Genomic DNA, 19,068 nt, shown 5'->3' on the forward strand with positions numbered 1-19,068 from the left:
TTCATTTTACAAAGCCTCCTTATGCGTATCTCGGTTACTCTTGGTTTGCTTGTTTCTTTGTTTGTATTGAGTTGTTTGCCCGCAGGTGCCCAGCAGTTCGGCGGCACGCCTTCTTCTGTAAAATGGAAACAGGTAAATACGCCTGCCATCCGCGTTATCTATCCGCAGGATATCAGTGATACCACGGCCCGGCGCATTGCCAGTGTTACCAATTACCTGCAACAGCATTACAGCGCATCAATCGGCGGGCATATCCGTAAAGTAAACCTAGTACTGCAAAACAATATCACGCTTTCCAATGCCTATGTAGCACTGGCGCCTTACCGCAGCGAGTTTTTCCTGATGCCACCCATGAACGCTCTGGAGTTGGGTGCACAAAACTGGGCAGATAATTTGTCTATCCATGAGTTCAGGCATGTACAGCAATACAGCAATTTCAACCACGGCTTATCGAAAACATTCAGCATACTGTTCGGGCAAGACGGGCAGGCACTCGCCAACGCAACAGCCGTGCCCGACTGGTTTTTTGAGGGGGATGCGGTATACAATGAAACCAGGCTAAGCAGGCAGGGCAGGGGAAGGCTGCCGTTTTTCTTCAGTGGTTTCCGTGCCCTGCTCGATAAGGATAAAAGTTATACCTATATGCAAATCCGTAACGGATCGTACAGGTTTTATATGCCGAACTGGTACCAGTTTGGTTATATGATGGTGGCTTATGGGTACGAAAAATACGGCAGCGATTTCTGGAAAAACGTAACTCAGGATGCTGTTCGTTTCAAGCCGCTCTTTTATCCCCTGCAACATGCGGTTGAAAAATACAGCGGCGATACGTACCATCACTTTGTACACGGTGCTTTTGATTTGTTCAGTAAACAGTGGCAGTACGATACCCTGGGTAATAATACCCGGCTGCTTACCCTGCCGCAGCAAAACAATGTGGTGAACTACCAGTATCCTTATGCAACAGGTAATGGCAGTTATGTAGTACTCAAAAACAGCTATCGCAGTATCCCTGCATTTTACCGGGTAGATTCAACCGGGCACCAGCAACGTATTGCCACCCGCGATATCGCATATGATGATTACTTCTCTTACAACAACGGCCGCATTGCCTATGCCGCCTACCGTGCCGATGTACGGTGGGGTAACCGCGATTTCAGTGATATTAAGGTGCTGGATATGGCTACCGGCAACATACAAAGCATTACCCGAAACGGTAAATATTTCACGCCGGATATTTCGCACAACGGTAACCAGCTGGCAGCCGTGAACTATACGCCTGCACAGCAATCTGCACTGGTGCTGCTGCAAAGCAATGGCCAGGTAATACGTACCGTAGCTGCTCCGGGAAAACACATCTACGCTTATCCCAAGTTCACGTCAAACGACAGCAGCCTGTATGTTATGGAAAGAAATGCAGCAGGTGAAATGAGCATTAACCTGTATCGCATAGCCGACAGCACCTGGGAAACCATCCTGCCTTTTGCCAACCGCATTACCGGCTACCCCGTGGTGCAGGGTGATACTTTATTATATACCTGCAGCAACAAAGGGGCCGATGAGTTATGGGCTTATGTGCGCACCGCACGGCAGCATTACCGCGTGGCTGCTTACAATACCGGTATTTACCAGGCCGCACTAACACCAGGTGGCAGGGCCGTTGCTTCCATTTTTACGGCAGACGGCTACCAGCTGGCCGAACTGCAACCGCAATGGGCGCCCGCTGCAGCTGCCGGCGATACCCTTACGCCTCTGTATGTGCAACATCCGTTTAACAGCGGCATCAACAATACATTACAGCAGGTGCCCGATTCTGCATGGGCGGTGAGCCGCTACCGCAAGGCCACCCGCCTGTTTAATTTTCACAGCTGGCGGCCCTATTACAGCCAGCCCGATTTAACGGTAGCCGTGTACGGACAAAATGTACTCAATACCCTGCAAAGCCAGTTGTACTATACCTATAATTATGATGAAGGCTACAGCCGCGTTGGTTACAGTGGTGTATACGGTGGCTGGTATGTGCAGCCGGTATTCGGCATCAGTGAAACCTTTAACCGTAATGCCCTGTACCGCGCCGATACCCGCCTGTACTGGAACGAGCTGAATGCCAATGCCGGGTTGCAGCTGCCGTTCGATTTTTCGCATGGCAAACAATACCGCTACCTCACCCTGTCTTCTACCTATAATATACAGCAGGTGCAGTGGACGGGAAAGGCCAAGCAAATGGGGGCACAGAATATCCATTTCGGTTATGTGGAATCAAGGCTGCAGTACAGCGGGCAAATCCAGTCCGCACAACAGCATATTTACCCGCGCTGGGCGCAGAACCTGTTGCTGCAGTACCGCACCATTGTAGATAAGTACACCGCCCACCAGCTGCTGGCCAGTGCAGCCTTCTACCTGCCGGCACTGATGAAGTCCCACAACCTCGTGATCACCGGCGCCTACCAGGCCAGGGATACCACCGGTAATTATTATTTCAGCGACAACTTCCCCTTCTCCCGCGGCTACGATGCCATTGACTACCCCCGTATGTGGCGGGTAGGGGTGAATTACCATGTACCGCTGTTTTACCCTGACTGGGGTTTTGGCAATATTGTTTACTTCAAACGCATCCGCTTCAACGCCTTTTACGATTATACCAATGGTAAAAGCCTGCGTACGGGCCTCAACACCCGTTTCAACACCACAGGAGGGGAGCTGTATTTCGATACCCGCTGGTGGAACCAGCAAGCCGTAAGTTTCGGAATACGGTATAACTACCAGCTGAATAAAAATATCGTAAATAATTTTAATAAGTTTGAGATTGTACTGCCGGTAAATTTATAGCGGGTACATGCCCGCTATACAACTTTTTTCGATGGCCATAACAGGTTAAACAAGCTGCAGGCTGCCGGTATTCTCACAGGCTACAAACTGGACCGCGGTGAACAGACCGGCCTTCGTAATTCCTTGTTTCCTGGTCAATATTCAATTGATTTAAAGGCTGTTTTCTGCCAAAAAAGCTGTACTTTGCCCCTTTTATTGCAAAAAGTATAAAAAAAATCGCAAACGTTTCATTATTCCAATGAATTTGGCTATCTTTGCGCTCCCAAAAATCGTATGTCTAAACAACCGCTGATCAAACAAGATGGTATAATTCTCGAGGCACTGAGCAACGCAATGTTCAGGGTTAAGTTGGAAAATGGCCACGAAATACTGGCCACCATCTCAGGTAAAATGAGGATGCACTATATCAGGATACTGCCCGGCGACAAAGTGGGCGTAGAGATGAGTCCTTACGATTTGTCGAGGGGAAGAATCATATTCAGGTATAAATAATTTTAACGAAGGCTTCAGTCTTTTACTGCGAGCTAAGTAAAATATACAATTATGAAAGTTAGAGCATCTGTAAAGAAAAGAAGTGCCGACTGCAAGATTGTTCGCAGGAAAGGCAAGCTGTACATCATCAACAAAAAGAATCCCCGCTTTAAGCAGCGTCAGGGTTAATTGAAAGCCTTCTGTTGAGAAGGGGAACATTAGTTAATCAGAAAACTAAAATAATACTATGGCTCGTATTGCCGGTATAGATTTACCAAAGAACAAAAGAGGCGAAATTGGTCTTACCTACATTTTCGGTATTGGCCGTTCTACTGCTCAATACATTTTGACTAAAGCAGGTATTGACTTTAACAAAAAAGTAAACGAGTGGAACGACGATGAGCAGGCTGCTATCCGTACCATCATCGGTAATGAAATCAAAACCGAAGGTGCACTGCGCAGTGAAGTTCAGATGAACATCAAACGCCTGCTGGATATCGCTTGTTACCGTGGTCTGCGTCACCGTAAAGGTTTGCCCGTTCGCGGTCAGCGCACACGTACCAACAGCCGTACAAGAAAAGGTAAACGTAAAACCGTTGCCGGTAAAAAGAAAGCACCTAAGAAATAGTCTGAGGTTGCTCACAGGTTTCGGCAGGTTGCCGGAATTTGTATCGCTCTATTGTTCTTTATCATACAAAGCCGCCGGATAGTTCCATGCAAATGGAAAAGGAGGGGCCCCATTTTTAGAAGATTACCTTTAAACAAAGCAAAATGGCTAAAACAGCTAAAGCTCAGAACAGCGCGAAAGCAGCTGCGAAGAAAAGGATAGTAAAAGTTGACGCGTATGGCGATGCTCATATCAGCGCTACTTTCAACAACGTAATTATTGCTCTTACCAATAAAACAGGTCAGGTTATCAGCTGGTCTTCAGCTGGTAAAATGGGCTTCCGTGGTTCTAAAAAGAACACACCGTATGCAGCCCAGATGGCCGCTGCAGATGCTGCTAAAGTAGCGCTGGACGCAGGTTTGAAAAGAGTTGACGTATATGTAAAAGGTCCCGGTTCAGGTCGTGAAGGCGCTATCCGCTCCCTGTCACAGTCTGGTATCGAGGTAGTAATGATCAAAGACGTCACACCTTTACCCCACAACGGTTGTCGCCCTCCCAAGAAAAGAAGGGTTTAATGATATAACTGAACATACAGCCAAATCCAAATGCCGCAACACGGTGTTTGGATTTTGGTATTTGTAAATCCGGGTAGCACTGGCTTCGTCCGGAATGTTCAGCCAGGTTCTCACTAATTTAAAACAGGGTGTTTCATTCATTTTAGATTTTTACAGATGAAACGCCGACACTAAAAAATCACAAACTAAACAGAGTATGGCACGTTACACAGGCCCCAAAACAAAGATCAGCCGCATTTTCGGTGAGCCGATCCTGGGCAATGGCAAATGGTTAGGCAAAAACAGCAATCCTCCCGGTCAGCACGGTGCTTCACGCAAACGTAAAACCCTGGGTGAATATGCTTTGCAGCTGAGAGAAAAACAGAAAGCCAAATACACTTACGGTGTATTAGAACGCCAGTTCCGCAACACTTTTGAAGAAGCTGCCCGTTTGAAAGGCGTAACAGGTGAAAACCTGATTAAACTGCTCGAAGCCCGTCTTGACAACACTGTATTCCGTCTCGGCATCGCGCCCAGCCGTCCTGCAGCACGCCAGCTGGTAAGCCACAAACACGTAACCGTTAACGGCGTTATCGTGAATGTTCCTTCTTACCAGGTTCAGCCAGGTGATATCATCGGCCTGAAAGAAAAAAGCGAAGCAAACACTGCACTGACCAGCCAGATCCGCGGCAAAAACCCCAAATTCAGCTGGTTGGATTGGAATGAAACAGAAAAACAGGGTACATTCATCACTTATCCTGAAAGGGAAAGCGTTCCTGAAAACATTAAGGAACAACTGATCGTCGAATTGTATTCTAAATAATAGTATGCAGTGCGTAGTGAAAAGGTTCAAACCTTTTCACTATATTCACTGCCGACCACCTGTACTGCACCCTTGCAGTACAACCATTGTTCAGCCTTCCCCACGAAGGCTGACTAACCAAAAAATTAAAATCCGGAGTATAAAATGGCCATTTTAAACTTCCAAAAGCCTGACAAGATCGTTTTGCAAAAGTCAACCGATTTTGAAGGTCAATTTGAGTTTCGTCCACTTGAGCCTGGTTTCGGCTTAACCATCGGTAACGCTTTGCGCAGGGTGTTGCTGAGTTCATTAGAAGGTTATGCCATCGTAGGTATCAAGATGGAAGGGGTAGACCACGAGTTTGCCACAATCAAAGGTGTTACAGAAGATGTAACCGAAATTATCCTGAACCTGAAACAGGTTCGGTTTAAGAAAGTAGTTGAGCATGATATTGCCAGCGAAAAAATTACCATCTCTATCAAAAACAAAGGTGAGTTTACCGCCGCCAACATCGGTGAAGCTACTCAGAGCTTCCAGGTAATGAACCCTGAGCTGGTTATCTGCACAATGGATCCCTCTGCCAAACTCGATGTTGAATTCACCATCGCCAAAGGCCGCGGTTACGTTCCTGCAGAAGAAAACAAAGTTAAAGACGCTCCGTTTGGTTATATCCCCATCGATTCAATTCATACGCCCATCAAAAATGTGAAGTATGGTATTGAAAACTACCGTGTGGAACAAAGAACCGACTACGAGAAACTGATCCTGGAAGTTGCTACAGATGGTACCATCCATCCTGAAGAAGCGGTTAAACAGGCTTCACGTATTCTCATCCAGCACCTGATGATCATCACCGACGAAAACATCACTTTCGACAACAAAGAAGACAAGAAAGAAGATGTGGTGGATGAGCAGGTACTGCAGCTGCGCAAAGTATTGAAAACACCACTCGAAGATCTCGATCTGAGCGTACGTGCTTTCAACTGCTTAAAAGCAGCAAAAATCAACAGCCTGAGCGAACTGGTACAGTACGAACAGGAAGACCTGATGAAGTTCCGCAACTTCGGTCAGAAATCACTCAGCGAAATTGAACAGGTACTCACAGAGCGCGGTCTGCACTTTGGTATGGACCTGAGCAAACTGGGTTTAGATAACCTGGATTAAATAAGTTGCACGTTTGAAGATTTAAAGAGGAACGTTAAACATGAAACTTTGAACCTTTAAAAAAGTGAACGTTTTATAAACACAGTCCGTAATTCCTGGCACGGTGCGGACTACAAAATCAAAATGCCATGCGTCACGGAGACAAAATCAACAATCTGGGCCGTAAAAAAGCCCACAGGGAAGCATTACTGGCTAACTTAGCCAGCCAGCTGATTACACACAAACGTATTGTTACCACTTTGGCTAAAGCTAAAGCCCTGCGTACTTACGTTGAACCGCTGATTACCAAAACCAAAAAGAATGGTAACGAAGCGCAGATCAGCCACCAGCACCGTATCGTGTTTAGCTACCTTCAGGACAAAGCTGCTGTAAAAGAACTGTTTACAGTGATCGCTCCTAAAGTTGCTGCCCGCCCCGGTGGTTACACACGTATCCTGAAATTAGGCATCCGTGTAGGTGACAATGCCGAAACTGCAATGATTGAACTGGTTGATTTCAACGAAATTTACGGTAAATCAGTTGCCAAATCTGCTGAACCAGCCAAGAAAACGCGCCGCTCTGGTGGTAGCCGTAAAAAAGCTGAAACTAAAGCAGAAGCTGCTGAAGAAGCAACACCAGTTGAAGAAACTAAACCTGAAGCAGCTGCTGAATAATGCGTTGGCACGATCCACATATTATCACAGATCTTCATTGAATAAAAGGCAAAACTGTTTTTCAGTTTTGCCTTTTTTATAAGTACGAAAGTGAGCACCGGTGAATAGTGAATAGTGAATAGTCAATAGTGAATAAATACAGATTGCCTCTGTTCGCAGGATCATTGACACTGACGATTCACGTTTTGCCTGCCGGTTGAAAACTTTAGAACAATATTTCATAATTAAGCGCTTTTTTTGCAAAAAAAATCACAGATATAGCAATGCCCCAGACACAATCTGCTCTTTTACTGTTAGCTGACGGAAATGTTTTTCATGGTAAAGCCTTTGGGAAAATAGGTACCACCACCGGTGAAATCTGTTTTAATACAGGAATGACGGGATACCAGGAAGTATTTACTGACCCCAGTTATGCAGGCCAGGTGCTGATTATGAACAACGTGCATGTTGGCAATTATGGCATTAACCAGGTAGATACCGAAAGCACCAGTGTAAAAATCCGTGGTCTCATCGGCCGTAACCTCGAAGAGCGTTTCTCCCGTTATCAGGCTACCGATTCGCTGGACAACTACCTGAAGCAAAACAATATCGTTGCCATTGAAGGCATCGATACCCGTGCACTTGTAGCGCATATCCGTACCAAAGGCGCTATGAACTGTATTATTTCTTCCGAAATACTGGATGTTGACCAGCTGAAAGCCGAACTGGGCAAAGTGCCCGATATGGACGGTCTTGAACTGGCCAGCGAAGTAAGTACCAGCGAAGAATATGAAATGGGTGATCCTGCATCTGCCCTGAAAGTGGCGGTGCTTGATTTTGGTGTGAAACGCAACATCCTGCAGTGCCTGGTAGACAGGGGTGCGCATGTGCGTGTACATCCTGCCAAAACACCCATTAGCCGTTTGAAAGAATTTAACCCGAACGGTTATTTCATCTCCAACGGCCCCGGCGACCCCGCAGCCATGCCTTATGCAGTGGAAACCCTGAAAGAAATACTGAAAGAAGAAAAGCCTTTGTTCGGTATTTGCTTGGGTCACCAGCTGCTGGCCCTGGCCAATGGCATCCCTACTTTTAAAATGCATCATGGCCACAGGGGATTGAACCACCCGGTGAAAAACCTGGTAACAGGCAAAAGCGAGATCACTACACAGAACCACGGTTTTGGTGTTGACCCTGCTGCGGTGCGCAATCACCCGGAAGTAGAGGTTACACACGTAAACCTGAACGATGAATCAATAGAAGGCATACGCCTGAAGAACAAACCTGCTTTCAGCGTGCAGTATCACCCCGAAAGCACACCTGGTCCGTTCGACAGCCGTTACCTGTTTGATGACTTCGTGGCACTGATGACGAAATAATTCACAGCAGTTGAATAAGAAAAAGTCCATACCGGCTGGTATGGACTTTTTTATGTGGTAAGGTGAAGGACAGTTGCGGGTACAAAAAGGCCGCACCAGTGCTGGTACGGCAAACACGTTGGTTGTTTCAAGCTAATTCATTTGCAGCGTAGGCATGCGGAACACCTGCCCGTCGTATATCTGCAGCTCTTCAATTTCGTAGCGCCAGTACGGGTATAGCGGTGATTTGGCCAGGTACTGGTCAGCATCTGCCTTTGACAGTGCATTGATGGTGATCCATACCGTTTGCGATTCCATGCTCACGGCATAACTGTCTATCACCTGCTTGTTAATGAGATAATTGATGTACGTTCTGTGCGGGGGCAGCAGCGACATAAAATCCTTATCCATTTCGAAATGTACAATCGCCTGAAATCTTTTCATGCTGACAGTATTGTGAAAGCGGCCAGACAAGCGGGTGGGCCTGCCTGGCGTATCGGTTGCTACGATGGTAACAGGTTGAACGCTGCTTATTCCTCGTCTTCTTCATAATCGTACGTGTCCTGGGTGCTGTTATACACCTCTTGCCAGTCACGCACCACGTTATCACTCAGCAGCTCGATGATGTCGAAAATGGGATCGGTTTTTTTCTTCCATTCCATTACTTCTTCTTCACCATACTTGCATACATACATGCAGTAGTCGGAAGCTACAGAAATATGCACCATCATCAGCGGTGCATTTTCCTTTTCCTGAATCAGGTAATAACAACCAGGCTCCAGCAAAGCATAAGAAAACATATAAACTCCTTCTCTTTTTAATCAAATAAATCAATTCAATGGCCTAAGCTGAATTTAATGGGCTCGTCGTCAGATTTAATGGGATAGCAAGTTGGAGTTAGGTTAGTTCCCTGTGGGGTTAAGCACCGGGAGGGACAAAATTAAGGCAAAAAAACGGACCGGAAAGCGGGGACAACAATTCTTTAAGGATAAGTTTTTATATGTAAATCAGCTTATTACGTATAATAACCATCCTGTTTTCAAACCTGCTGAAAACCACCTATACAATGTACAAATTTACCATGAGTAGCGGCTGCTATACGGCCCATTCAACGATTTCGTTGGCCATTTTTTCCTGGTAGGGGGCGGTAATGCGGATATAATTGTCAGTATAACCCTCCATCATGCCATTTTTGTCGTGCCCTTCGAACAGCACCTTGCGTTTTTGGCCCTGGTGCTGGCTGGTGAAGTACTGCATTTTCATGTAGGAGAGGTTGCGCAGGGTTTTATTGCGTTCGTGGCGCACATTTACCGGTATAACCGGTTGAATATCCAGCGCATGCGTGTTTGCCCTTTCAGAATAGGTAAATACATGCAGGTAAGAGATATCGAGGCTGTGTAAGAAGTCGAATGTTTCTTTAAAGTACTCGTCAGTTTCGCCGGGGAAGCCAACGATGACGTCTACACCAATGGCGCAATGCGGCATCAGTTCTTTAATCAGCTGCACGCGCTCGGCATAAAGCTCGCGCTTGTAACGGCGGCGCATCATACCCAGTATGTGGTTGCTGCCGCTTTGCAGGGGAATATGGAAGTGCGGCATGAACTTGCTGCTGGCTGCCACAAAGCGGATAATGTCGCTGGATAACAGGTTGGGTTCAATGGAAGAAATGCGGTAACGCTCAATGCCTGCTACCTTGTCGAGGGCCTGCACCAGTTCATAAAAGCTTTCTTCGCTCTTTTTGTTGCCATCAGGGCCTTTACCAAAATCGCCCAGGTTTACACCGGTGAGCACTATCTCTTTCACACCTTTAGCGGCCAGCTCTTCAGCATTGCGCACCACGTTTTCTATCCGGTCACTGCGGCTTTTGCCACGGGCCATGGGGATGGTGCAGAAAGAACAGGTATAATCACAGCCATCCTGCACTTTTAAAAACGTGCGGGTGCGGTCGTTCACAGACCAGGAGGCATTGAACCCGGTAATATCTTCAATATCGCAACTGCTTATTTTGGCAGAATCGCCCTTGGCCAGTTCGCGGAGATGCTGGCCGATGTTGAATTTTTCTGCTGCGCCAAGCACCAAGTCAACCCCGGGAATTTCGGATATCTCCCTGGGTTTCAGCTGGGCATAACAGCCGGTGATCACCACCAGGCTTTCAGGGGCTTTGCGCTGGATGCGGCGTACCAGCTGGCGGCATTCCTTGTCAGCGTTGTCTGTAACAGAACAGGTGTTGATGACATATACGTCCGCAAAATCTTCAAATTCCTTCTTCTCAAAACCATCATTTTCAAGCATCCGCGACAGGGTGGATGTTTCAGAAAAATTCAGTTTACAACCCAGTGTGTGAAATGCTACAGAACGCCTCTTTTCCATCGCGCGAAGATACGAAAATGATGGCATCTATGGTTTTATGGCTTTATTGCTGAAACCATCGGGCCATTTACCCATCTAACCATTTGTTCCCAATTTTTTCCTAAAATACTTGGGCGGCTTTATAGTAAGAAAAAGGATGATTAGTTTAACTATTCTTCTTCCCTTACTTAAATTAACCATACACCATGACATTCAAACGTATCAACAACCTCACCGGTTGGCTGGTTTGTTTTGCAGCCTGCGCCGTGTACATTTTAACGGCTGAAGCAGGCGGCAGCTTATGGGATTGCGGCGAATTTGTGAGCTGCTGTTTTAAACTGCAGATCCCGCACCCGCCCGGCGCCCCGCTTTTTGTACTACTCGGCCGTTTCTTTATCGTACTGTTTGGCAATGATCCGCTCACGGCAGCGAAGGCCGTTAATATCATGAGCGCACTGGCCAGCGGTTTTACCATTCTTTTCCTGTTCTGGAGTATTACCCATTTTGCACGAAAAATTGTGCAGGGTAACAGCAAAGCAGTATTGCAGCCCAGTCAGCTGCTGCTGATTATGAGTTGTGGCGTGGTAGGGGCGATGGCATATGCATTCTCAGATTCATTCTGGTACAGCGCAGTGGAAGGCGAAGTGTATGCAATGTCATCGTTCTTTACCGCATTGGTGTTTTGGGCCATACTGAAATGGGAGAATGTGGCGGATGAGCCGGGAGCTGACCGGTGGATTGTGTTTATCTTTTTTATGATGGGCCTGTCCATTGGCGTGCACCTGCTGAACCTGCTTACACTGCCGGCACTTGTGATGGTATATTATTTCCGTAAACAGCCTGCATTGAATTACCCGCTGGTGCGTAAATACTTTGTACGGCTAACATTCGCAGCAGGAGCGCTGGCGACTGTGGCGGCATTGATCAGCGCCAACTCGGAAGTAAATGCAGAACGCGGTATTACACTGGATGCTACGGTAGCGGGCCTGATGCTGCTGGGTACGGGCGCAGCGATTGGTTTGCTGTATATCGCGGAAAAACTGGGTAAAACCCGGAAAACCCTGTACGGCGGCGCGTGGATATTTTTTGTACTGTCGTGCGTGCTGGTGGGCGTGATGCAGGTGGGTATTATTCAATACTCCGTAAAGGCAGCGGGGTATTTCGATGTGTTTTTTGTAAACAACCTGGGGCTGCCTTTCTTCTCAGGCTTTGCCTTCTTTTTTGTGCTGCTGGGCATCGGCATCTGGTGGCTGATGCGTTTTGCCAACCGCAGGAAGCTGTACTACCTGCGCATGGGATTGTTTAGCCTGGTGTTTGTGCTGCTGGGTTACAGTACGTATATCACCACTATGATACGCAGCAATGCAGACCCCGGGGTAGATATTTTTAATGTAGACAATCCCATCAGTCTGAACGGTTACCTGGGCCGTGAGCAATACGGTGATTTCCCCTTGCTGTACGGACAAAAATTCAATGCACAGCCGGTGGATTACAAGGAAACCGGCACCAAATACATCAAGGGAGACAAGAAGTATGAAGCGGGTGGTAAAGATGGCCACTATGTGTTTTTGCCGGAAGATAAAATGGTGTTCCCGCGCATGTGGGATATGACCAACGACCAGGCACATGCGGATTACTATGCCATGTACATGAACATCGGCAAGGCCAAAGACGGAACCTATGAGCGCGGTCCTGATTTTGCAGACAACGTGGATTACTTCCTGAAATACCAGACCTACTTTATGTACCTGCGTTATTTCATGTGGAATTTCAGCGGTAAGCAAAACGACCTGGAAGGCATGTTCAATGGTGCACCGCGTGATGGCAACTGGATTACCGGCATCGGGTTTATTGATAACCTCATGTACGGCGATCAGCAGGCCATGCCCGACAGCCTGAAACACAACCAGGCAAACAACAAACTCTTTATGCTGCCCCTGCTGCTGGGCTTGCTGGGTATGGTATACCAGTATAAAAAACGCCGCAGCGATGCGCTGGTCAGTTTCCTGCTGTTTTTCTTTACAGGGTTTGCCATCGTGATATACCTGAACCAGCCCGGTTTTCAGCCACGCGAGCGCGATTATGCGTATGTGGGTTCCTTCTACGCATTTTCTTTATGGATCGGGCTGGGCGTATTGCAGGTACATGCCTGGCTGGCCAAACTGGCGGCCTTTCGTTTACCGGTATGGCGTACAGGATTTGCTGCAGCCTTGTGTTTTGCAGCAGTGCCCTTGCTGATGGCGCAACAGGAATGGAACGACCATGACCGCAGCAAAAAACAACTGGCACGCGATGTGGCCAAAGATTACCTGGAAAGCTGTGCGCCCAATGCCATTTTGTTCAGCGTGGGCGATAACGATACTTACCCGTTGTGGTATGCACAGGAAGTGGAAGGCATACGCCCGGATGTACGCATTGTAATAACCTCGCTGCTGGCGAGCGACTGGTACATGAACCAGCTGCGCTACAAAATAAACCAGAGCGACCCGGTGGATGTGATCTGGAGCAAAGACCAGGTGGCGGGCAGCAAACGTGATATTGCCTTCTTTAAACCGCAGCCGGGGATTGCAGGCGACCGGTATTACGACCTGTACGATATGATGCGCAATTACGTGGGCAGCGACGATCCATCCAAACAGGAGAGCAGGGGCACCGACATGTACCCCAGCTACCCGGTAAAAAAAGTGGCAGTGCCTGTTGATGCAGCCGTGGTAAAACAAAACGGAACCGTGCAGGCGGGCGACAGCATATTAACGGCCCTGCGTTTTGAAATACCCAAAAACACGCTGTACAAAAACGACATGGCTGTGCTGAACATTATTGCTGCCAATAAATGGAAACGACCCATTTATTTTACGATGGATAACAACAATACCAATCTCGGCTTCAGTCAGTACCTGCGTAAAGACGGGCTGGCGTACCGCCTGGTGCCGGTATCGAATAACAGCGGCTACAACGCCACGGCGATGTACGATAACGTAATGAACAAATTCGGTTATGGCAGCGCCAACATACCCGGTGTATATTTTGATGAAGAGAACCGCAAACAGCTGGACATCATCCGCACCGCCAATACTGAACTGGCCATTAACCTGCTGGATACCAACCGCACCGACGAGGCGCGTAAGGTACTGCATAAAACCGACCGCATGTTTTTGCAGGAGAACCTGGCTTATGGCATGACGAGCAAGAACAACGACCATAACCGCATATCCCTCCTGTTTCTGCAGGCCTGTTACCGGGCCAACGAGCAGCAGCTGGCGCAGAAGGTGCGGGATTCTGTAAAACACGACCTGGAGCAGCAGATTAAGTATTACGACACCCTGGGCGAGCGCCAGGCGAACGGGATGGCCTACGAAAGAAACTCGGCCGTTAGCCTGTTAAATAATCTTGAAGCGCTCGAAAAAATGTACCGTACCGGCAAACCGGCCTCGCCCGAGAGCAGGCTGATGGACACAAAATAAACGCCATTCATTTGGCTGAAATGCATTCCAGGTAAGGGATTCGTAAAAAAAGACCCTGGCCTGGAATGTGTTTTTCAGGGCCGGTTTGGGGCCCGGAATTTTATGTTTTATAATTCAACAGTTTACATTAGGTTTGCCAGTCTTAAAAAAAATCCAAAATTGGTATGAATTTTAAAAGGATCAACAACATCACTGGTTGGATCGTTTGTTTGATAGCCTGCACCGTTTACATTTTAACGGCTGAGGCTGCCGGAAGCTTATGGGATTGCGGCGAATTTGTGAGCAGCTGCTTCAAGGTACAGATTCCACACCCCCCGGGAGCTCCCCTGTTCGTATTAATCGGACGTTTATTCATTATCCTATTCGGCGGTAACCCGAGCACTGCAGCCAAAGGCGTAAACATTATGAGTGCCCTGGCCAGTGGATTTACCATCCTTTTCCTTTTTTGGAGCATCACCCATTTTGCCCGTAAAATTGTTCAGAAAGGCGACAAGCTCAAAACCTTTACCAAGGGTGAGCTGTGGAGCATTATGGGGGCAGGCGCCGTTGGTGCACTGGCTTATACTTTCTCCGATTCGTTCTGGTACAGCGCAGTGGAAGGTGAGGTGTACGCACTGTCTTCCTTTTTTACCGCACTCGTATTCTGGGCCATGCTGAAATGGGAAAACCAGGCCGACGAGCCGGGTGCCGACAGGTGGATTGTGTTTATCTTCTTCATGATCGGTTTGTCTATCGGTGTGCACCTGTTAAGCCTGCTGAACATCCCTGCCATCGTGATGATCTATTATTTCCGCCGGAAAGATTCTTTCAACTATGCCAAACTGCGCAGCTACTTTATCTGGATTGTGCTTATTGGTGGTGTGCTGGGTGCTATACTGGCCTATATCGGTGCATCGGGCGAAGTGAATGCTGAACGCGGCATTGTAAGCGTAGACGGTACAGTGGCCACCCTGGTGTTCTTCGGCTCGCTGATTGCCATTGCGCTGCTGTTCCTGGTTGAACGCGCCAACAAAGCCAAAAAAACATACTACGGCGGTATTTATATCTTTTTTGTGATTGCCTGTGCCATTACAGGTATTGTACAGGTAGCGGTGATACAGTACTCTGTTAAGGTGGCCGGCTACTTCGATATCTTCTTTGTGAACTCAGTGGGTATGCCGTATTTCTCCGGCTTTATCATCTTTTTTGTGCTGCTGGCTATTGGCATCTGGCTGGGCCTGCGTTTTGCGAACAAGAAAGGCTGGGGTTACCTGCGTTTAAGCCTGTGGTGCTTAACCTTCATACTGCTGGGTTACAGCACGTACATCACTACCATGATCCGCAGTAATGCTGACCCTGCGGTGGATATGTACAATGTGGACAACCCGATGAGCTTAGTGGGCTACCTGGGTCGTGACCAGTATGGTGATTTCCCGCTGCTGTACGGCCAGAAATTTAATGCGCAGCCTATCGATTATAAAGAAGGCACTACCAAATACGAAAAAGGCAAAGACAAATATGTAGCTATCGGCAAAGACGGCCACTACGTGTATGCTGCTGAAGATAAAATGGTATTTCCCCGTATGTGGGATGCCAGCAATGACCAGGCACACGCTGATTACTATGCTTATTTTATGGGCATCGGTAAAAACAAAGACGGCAGCTATGAGCGCGGTCCTGAGTTTGGCGATAACCTGCGTTTCTTCCTGGAATACCAGAACTACTTCATGTACATGCGTTATTTCTTCTGGAACTTTGCCGGTAAGCAAAACGATGTGCAGGGTGTGTTTGACGGTAACCCCCGTGACGGCAACTGGATTACCGGTATTGATTTTATCGACAGCATTTTCTACGGCGACCAGAGCCAGATGCCTGACAGCCTGAAAGAAAATAAAGCGCACAATAAACTGTTTGCACTGCCGCTGATACTGGGTTTAATCGGCCTGTTCTTCCATTTCAAAAGAAAAGGAGACGATGCGCTGGTTACTTTCCTGTTGTTCTTCTTCACCGGTTTTGCGATTGTTATTTACCTGAACCAGCCCGGTTACCAGCCACGTGAACGTGACTACGCTTATGTGGGTTCGTTCTATGCATTTGCCATCTGGATTGGCCTGGGTGTGCTGAAAGTGCAGGAATGGCTGGCCAAAAAAGTGAACCAGACTACTGCAGCTACCATTGCTACCGTGGTTTGTTTGCTGGCTGTGCCGGTAATTATGGCGCAACAGGAATGGAACGATCATGACCGCAGCAAAAAACTGCTGGCACCAGACCTGGCGAAAGATTACCTGGAAAGCTGTGCACCTAACGCGATACTCTTCACCTTTGGTGACAATGATACTTACCCGCTATGGTATGCACAGGAAGTGGAAGGCGTTCGCCCCGACATCCGTGTAATCAACACCAGCCTGCTGGGTATTGACTGGTATATTAACCAGCTGCGTTATAAAGTAAACCAGAGCGACCCGATTGATGTGATTGTTTCTGCAGCGCAGATTGAAGGCCGCAAAAGGGATTACGTAATGAGCCGCGGTTCGGTAGAAAATTCTATTACCCGTGGTGAAGTAAACCAGGCAGATGCCACCAAAGTGCGCGACCTGCTGGCTAAAATTGACGGCAACCGTTACTACGACCTGTACGATGTAATGAAAAATTTTATAGCCAACGATGCCTATACCTTCTCACGTGGTGAAGATGAAATGAGCTTTTACCCGGTTAGCAAATTCAGCGTTCCGGTGGATGTGAACGTGGTAAAACAAAACAAAACGGTTAACCCCGAAGACAGCGTGCTGACTGAATTGCATATTGACCTGCCTGCCCGCGGTGGTTTAATGAAAAACGACCTGGCGGTATTAACCATTATCGCTGCCAATAAATGGAAACGTCCGATCTACTTTACCAATCAGTACGGTGAGCTGGGCTTTGGCCAGTACCTGCGCAAAGACGGTTTAACTTACCGCCTGGTGCCGCTGGTGAACAGCTATATCAACACCGATTACATGAAAGACAAGCTGATGACGAAATTCCGTTCAGGCAATGCTGATGTGCCGGGTGTGTATTTTGACGAAGAAAACCGCCGCCACCTCAATACCATCCGCCGCGCTTACACCGAGCTGTCGCTTGACCTGTCGTTCAAAAACAGGAAAGAAGAAGCCCGCCAGGTGTTGAACAAGGCCGATAAAATGATGGATCCGGGTAATTTCCCGTATGCCATGGTATCGAGAGGCAATGAGCACAACCGCCTGTCGATGATGTTCCTGGAAGCAGCGTACCGTGCAGAAGACAAAGCATTGTCTGCCAAAGTATTGGCTGCACTGCGCAAAGACCTGCAACAGCAGCTGCGTTACCTGAACAGCTTAACAGGTAAAAAAGCGGAGAACATGGAGTACGACAAAAACAGTGTGCAGGGCATGCTGCGCGACCTGGATGCGCTGGAGCAGAACTACTCCGGCAAAAAGCCTAAAACACCTGAAACAGGTGTCATACTGGGCGGTGATTCCGGTTTGCCTGCAGCCGTGGATAGCGCAAAACCATAGCAAAAGCGCCATAAAGGCACTGAAATAATGCAAAAAGCCCCTGTGAAAGGGGCTTTTTGCGTTTGGGGTGGAACCAAAATCCTTAACGAACTGTTTGTAGGATAGCATGCATACATTTTGTAGCTTAGATTATGATTGGACACAGATTTATACAATTCGACCCCAATGCCTCGGGGAAAACCAGGTTTGAACAGCTGCTGGACATATTCATGCAGTTGCTTACCTACACCAGCGGAGATGTGGCAGAGGCATTACAATGGATGAACGAACTGGATAAGCAGTACCAGTTAACGGACGATGACTACGGGATGGGCGATTTTATTGACGATTTAAGGGAGAATGGTTATATACGCGATGATAACCAAACCGGGCAGATTATCATTACTGCCAAATCGGAACAGGGTATACGCAAACGCAGCCTCGAAGAAATCTTCGGAAAACTGAAACGCAGCAAACAGGGCGATCACAATACATTTAAACCGGGTCAGGGCGATGATATCAGTCCTGATTTAAAGCCATTCCAGTTCGGCGATATGCTGGAACAGATTGACTTTACCGAAAGCATCCGCAACGCACAGATCAATCATGGTATAGAAAGCTTTACCATGCGTGAAGACGACCTGCAGATCCGCGAAACGGATTTCAAGGCGCAGACATCTACCGTACTGATGATCGATATTTCGCATTCGATGATCTTGTACGGGGAAGACCGCATTACCCCGGCCAAGAAAGTGGCGATGGCACTGAGTGAGCTGATCACCACCAAGTATCCGAAAGATACGCTGGACATCGTGGTATTTGGGAATGATGCCTGGCCGGTAGAGATCAAGGATCTGCCGTATTTGCAGGTTGGTCCGTACCATACCAATACCGTGGCGGGGCTGGAGCTTGCGATGGATATACTGCGCAGGCAGAAAAATCCGAACAAGCAGATATTCATGATCACCGACGGTAAGCCCACCTGTTTAAAAATAGGCAAGCGTTATTACAAAAACAGTTTCGGGCTTGACCGGAAAATTACCAACCGCTGTATTAACCTGGCAGCGCAGTGTAAAAAACTGAAGATACCTATCACCACCTTTATGATAGCATCTGACCCATACCTGCAGCGGTTTGTACAGGAGTTTACCGAAACCAATAACGGCAAAGCCTTCTTTGCCTCACTTGATAAACTGGGCGCATTCATATTCAGGGATTTTGAGAGCGGTAAACGGAAAACAGTGTATTAATTACAATAATGCCTTCCTACTTACCTTTGCATCGCCCGCAATGCGTAACAGCAGCGGGATGCAGTTTCCTTGTAATACAGTTGTATTGCCACAAAAA

The 19,068-nt window shown here is 47.7% G+C and carries 15 protein-coding genes; 12 read left to right on the plus strand and 3 right to left on the minus strand.

The window, feature by feature from the left end; all coding sequences use genetic code 11:
• Nucleotides 1-21 precede the first annotated feature (21 nt).
• The 9 genes from DXN05_RS13545 to carA all read left to right on the plus strand — a co-directional run bounded on the left by DXN05_RS13545 (nucleotide 22) and on the right by carA (nucleotide 8,438).
• Nucleotides 22-2,829 (plus strand): TolB-like translocation protein, encoded by a 2,808-nt coding sequence (locus tag DXN05_RS13545; RefSeq protein ID WP_116847802.1) that lies wholly within the window; start codon nucleotides 22-24, stop codon nucleotides 2,827-2,829.
• Between the two features lie 273 nt (nucleotides 2,830-3,102).
• Nucleotides 3,103-3,321 (plus strand): translation initiation factor IF-1, encoded by a 219-nt coding sequence (gene infA, locus DXN05_RS13550; protein ID WP_116847803.1) that lies wholly within the window; start codon nucleotides 3,103-3,105, stop codon nucleotides 3,319-3,321.
• A gap of 51 nt (nucleotides 3,322-3,372) precedes the next feature.
• Nucleotides 3,373-3,489, plus strand: a complete 117-nt coding sequence (ykgO, locus tag DXN05_RS13555; protein ID WP_066209001.1) for a type B 50S ribosomal protein L36 — start codon at nucleotides 3,373-3,375, stop codon at nucleotides 3,487-3,489.
• Between the two features lie 58 nt (nucleotides 3,490-3,547).
• Entirely contained in the window at nucleotides 3,548-3,928 is a 381-nt protein-coding gene (gene rpsM / locus DXN05_RS13560; RefSeq protein WP_116847804.1) for a 30S ribosomal protein S13, read from the plus strand.
• Nucleotides 3,929-4,071: 143 nt separating this feature from the next.
• Nucleotides 4,072-4,482: a 30S ribosomal protein S11 gene (gene rpsK / locus DXN05_RS13565; protein WP_116847805.1), complete on the plus strand. Its 411-nt coding sequence runs from the start codon at nucleotides 4,072-4,074 to the stop codon at nucleotides 4,480-4,482.
• Between the two features lie 196 nt (nucleotides 4,483-4,678).
• Nucleotides 4,679-5,284, plus strand: a complete 606-nt coding sequence (rpsD, locus tag DXN05_RS13570; RefSeq protein ID WP_116847806.1) for a 30S ribosomal protein S4 — start codon at nucleotides 4,679-4,681, stop codon at nucleotides 5,282-5,284.
• Nucleotides 5,285-5,428: 144 nt separating this feature from the next.
• Nucleotides 5,429-6,427, plus strand: a complete 999-nt coding sequence (locus DXN05_RS13575) for a DNA-directed RNA polymerase subunit alpha (RefSeq protein WP_116847807.1) — start codon at nucleotides 5,429-5,431, stop codon at nucleotides 6,425-6,427.
• Nucleotides 6,428-6,555: 128 nt separating this feature from the next.
• Entirely contained in the window at nucleotides 6,556-7,080 is a 525-nt protein-coding gene (gene rplQ / locus DXN05_RS13580; RefSeq protein ID WP_116847808.1) for a 50S ribosomal protein L17, read from the plus strand.
• Between the two features lie 263 nt (nucleotides 7,081-7,343).
• Nucleotides 7,344-8,438 (plus strand): glutamine-hydrolyzing carbamoyl-phosphate synthase small subunit, encoded by a 1,095-nt coding sequence (carA, locus tag DXN05_RS13585; protein ID WP_116847809.1) that lies wholly within the window; start codon nucleotides 7,344-7,346, stop codon nucleotides 8,436-8,438.
• A 132-nt stretch (nucleotides 8,439-8,570) separates the two neighbouring features.
• Here the strand turns inward: carA and DXN05_RS13590 are convergent, their stop codons facing one another.
• The 3 genes from DXN05_RS13590 to mtaB form a co-directional block, all read right to left on the minus strand.
• Nucleotides 8,571-8,861: a hypothetical protein gene (locus DXN05_RS13590; protein ID WP_116847810.1), complete on the minus strand. Its 291-nt coding sequence runs from the start codon at nucleotides 8,859-8,861 to the stop codon at nucleotides 8,571-8,573.
• A gap of 86 nt (nucleotides 8,862-8,947) precedes the next feature.
• Nucleotides 8,948-9,217 (minus strand): hypothetical protein, encoded by a 270-nt coding sequence (locus tag DXN05_RS13595; RefSeq protein WP_116847811.1) that lies wholly within the window; start codon nucleotides 9,215-9,217, stop codon nucleotides 8,948-8,950.
• Nucleotides 9,218-9,512: 295 nt separating this feature from the next.
• Nucleotides 9,513-10,787, minus strand: coding sequence for a tRNA (N(6)-L-threonylcarbamoyladenosine(37)-C(2))-methylthiotransferase MtaB (gene mtaB / locus DXN05_RS13600; RefSeq protein WP_116847812.1), 1,275 nt, complete (start codon nucleotides 10,785-10,787; stop codon nucleotides 9,513-9,515).
• A gap of 185 nt (nucleotides 10,788-10,972) precedes the next feature.
• Between mtaB and DXN05_RS25060 the strand changes: the two genes are divergently transcribed.
• The 3 genes from DXN05_RS25060 to DXN05_RS13620 all read left to right on the plus strand — a co-directional run bounded on the left by DXN05_RS25060 (nucleotide 10,973) and on the right by DXN05_RS13620 (nucleotide 18,971).
• The gene (locus tag DXN05_RS25060) at nucleotides 10,973-14,230 is read left to right on the plus strand and encodes a glycosyltransferase family 117 protein (RefSeq protein WP_245975208.1); all 3,258 of its coding nucleotides are present in this window, start codon (nucleotides 10,973-10,975) and stop codon (nucleotides 14,228-14,230) included.
• 164 nt (nucleotides 14,231-14,394) lie between these two features.
• Nucleotides 14,395-17,742 (plus strand): protein O-mannosyl-transferase family, encoded by a 3,348-nt coding sequence (locus tag DXN05_RS25065; RefSeq protein WP_245975209.1) that lies wholly within the window; start codon nucleotides 14,395-14,397, stop codon nucleotides 17,740-17,742.
• A 131-nt stretch (nucleotides 17,743-17,873) separates the two neighbouring features.
• On the plus strand, nucleotides 17,874-18,971 hold the full coding sequence (locus DXN05_RS13620; protein ID WP_116847813.1) for a vWA domain-containing protein: 1,098 nt from the start codon (nucleotides 17,874-17,876) through the stop codon (nucleotides 18,969-18,971).
• Nucleotides 18,972-19,068 lie beyond the last annotated feature (97 nt).

It is taken from the genome of Deminuibacter soli (assembly GCF_003412455.1).
Taxonomy (GTDB): Bacteria; Bacteroidota; Bacteroidia; order Chitinophagales; family Chitinophagaceae; genus Deminuibacter; species Deminuibacter soli.

Coding starts and splice junctions, on each gene's coding strand:
- DXN05_RS13545 (WP_116847802.1), top strand. CDS start 22: ATGCGTATCTCGGTTACTCTTGGTTTGCTTGTTTCTTTGTTTGTATTG.
- infA (WP_116847803.1), top strand. CDS start 3,103: ATGTCTAAACAACCGCTGATCAAACAAGATGGTATAATTCTCGAGGCA.
- ykgO (WP_066209001.1), top strand. CDS start 3,373: ATGAAAGTTAGAGCATCTGTAAAGAAAAGAAGTGCCGACTGCAAGATT.
- rpsM (WP_116847804.1), top strand. CDS start 3,548: ATGGCTCGTATTGCCGGTATAGATTTACCAAAGAACAAAAGAGGCGAA.
- rpsK (WP_116847805.1), top strand. CDS start 4,072: ATGGCTAAAACAGCTAAAGCTCAGAACAGCGCGAAAGCAGCTGCGAAG.
- rpsD (WP_116847806.1), top strand. CDS start 4,679: ATGGCACGTTACACAGGCCCCAAAACAAAGATCAGCCGCATTTTCGGT.
- DXN05_RS13575 (WP_116847807.1), top strand. CDS start 5,429: ATGGCCATTTTAAACTTCCAAAAGCCTGACAAGATCGTTTTGCAAAAG.
- rplQ (WP_116847808.1), top strand. CDS start 6,556: ATGCGTCACGGAGACAAAATCAACAATCTGGGCCGTAAAAAAGCCCAC.
- carA (WP_116847809.1), top strand. CDS start 7,344: ATGCCCCAGACACAATCTGCTCTTTTACTGTTAGCTGACGGAAATGTT.
- DXN05_RS13590 (WP_116847810.1), bottom strand. CDS start 8,861: ATGAAAAGATTTCAGGCGATTGTACATTTCGAAATGGATAAGGATTTT.
- DXN05_RS13595 (WP_116847811.1), bottom strand. CDS start 9,217: ATGTTTTCTTATGCTTTGCTGGAGCCTGGTTGTTATTACCTGATTCAG.
- mtaB (WP_116847812.1), bottom strand. CDS start 10,787: ATGGAAAAGAGGCGTTCTGTAGCATTTCACACACTGGGTTGTAAACTG.
- DXN05_RS25060 (WP_245975208.1), top strand. CDS start 10,973: ATGACATTCAAACGTATCAACAACCTCACCGGTTGGCTGGTTTGTTTT.
- DXN05_RS25065 (WP_245975209.1), top strand. CDS start 14,395: ATGAATTTTAAAAGGATCAACAACATCACTGGTTGGATCGTTTGTTTG.
- DXN05_RS13620 (WP_116847813.1), top strand. CDS start 17,874: ATGATTGGACACAGATTTATACAATTCGACCCCAATGCCTCGGGGAAA.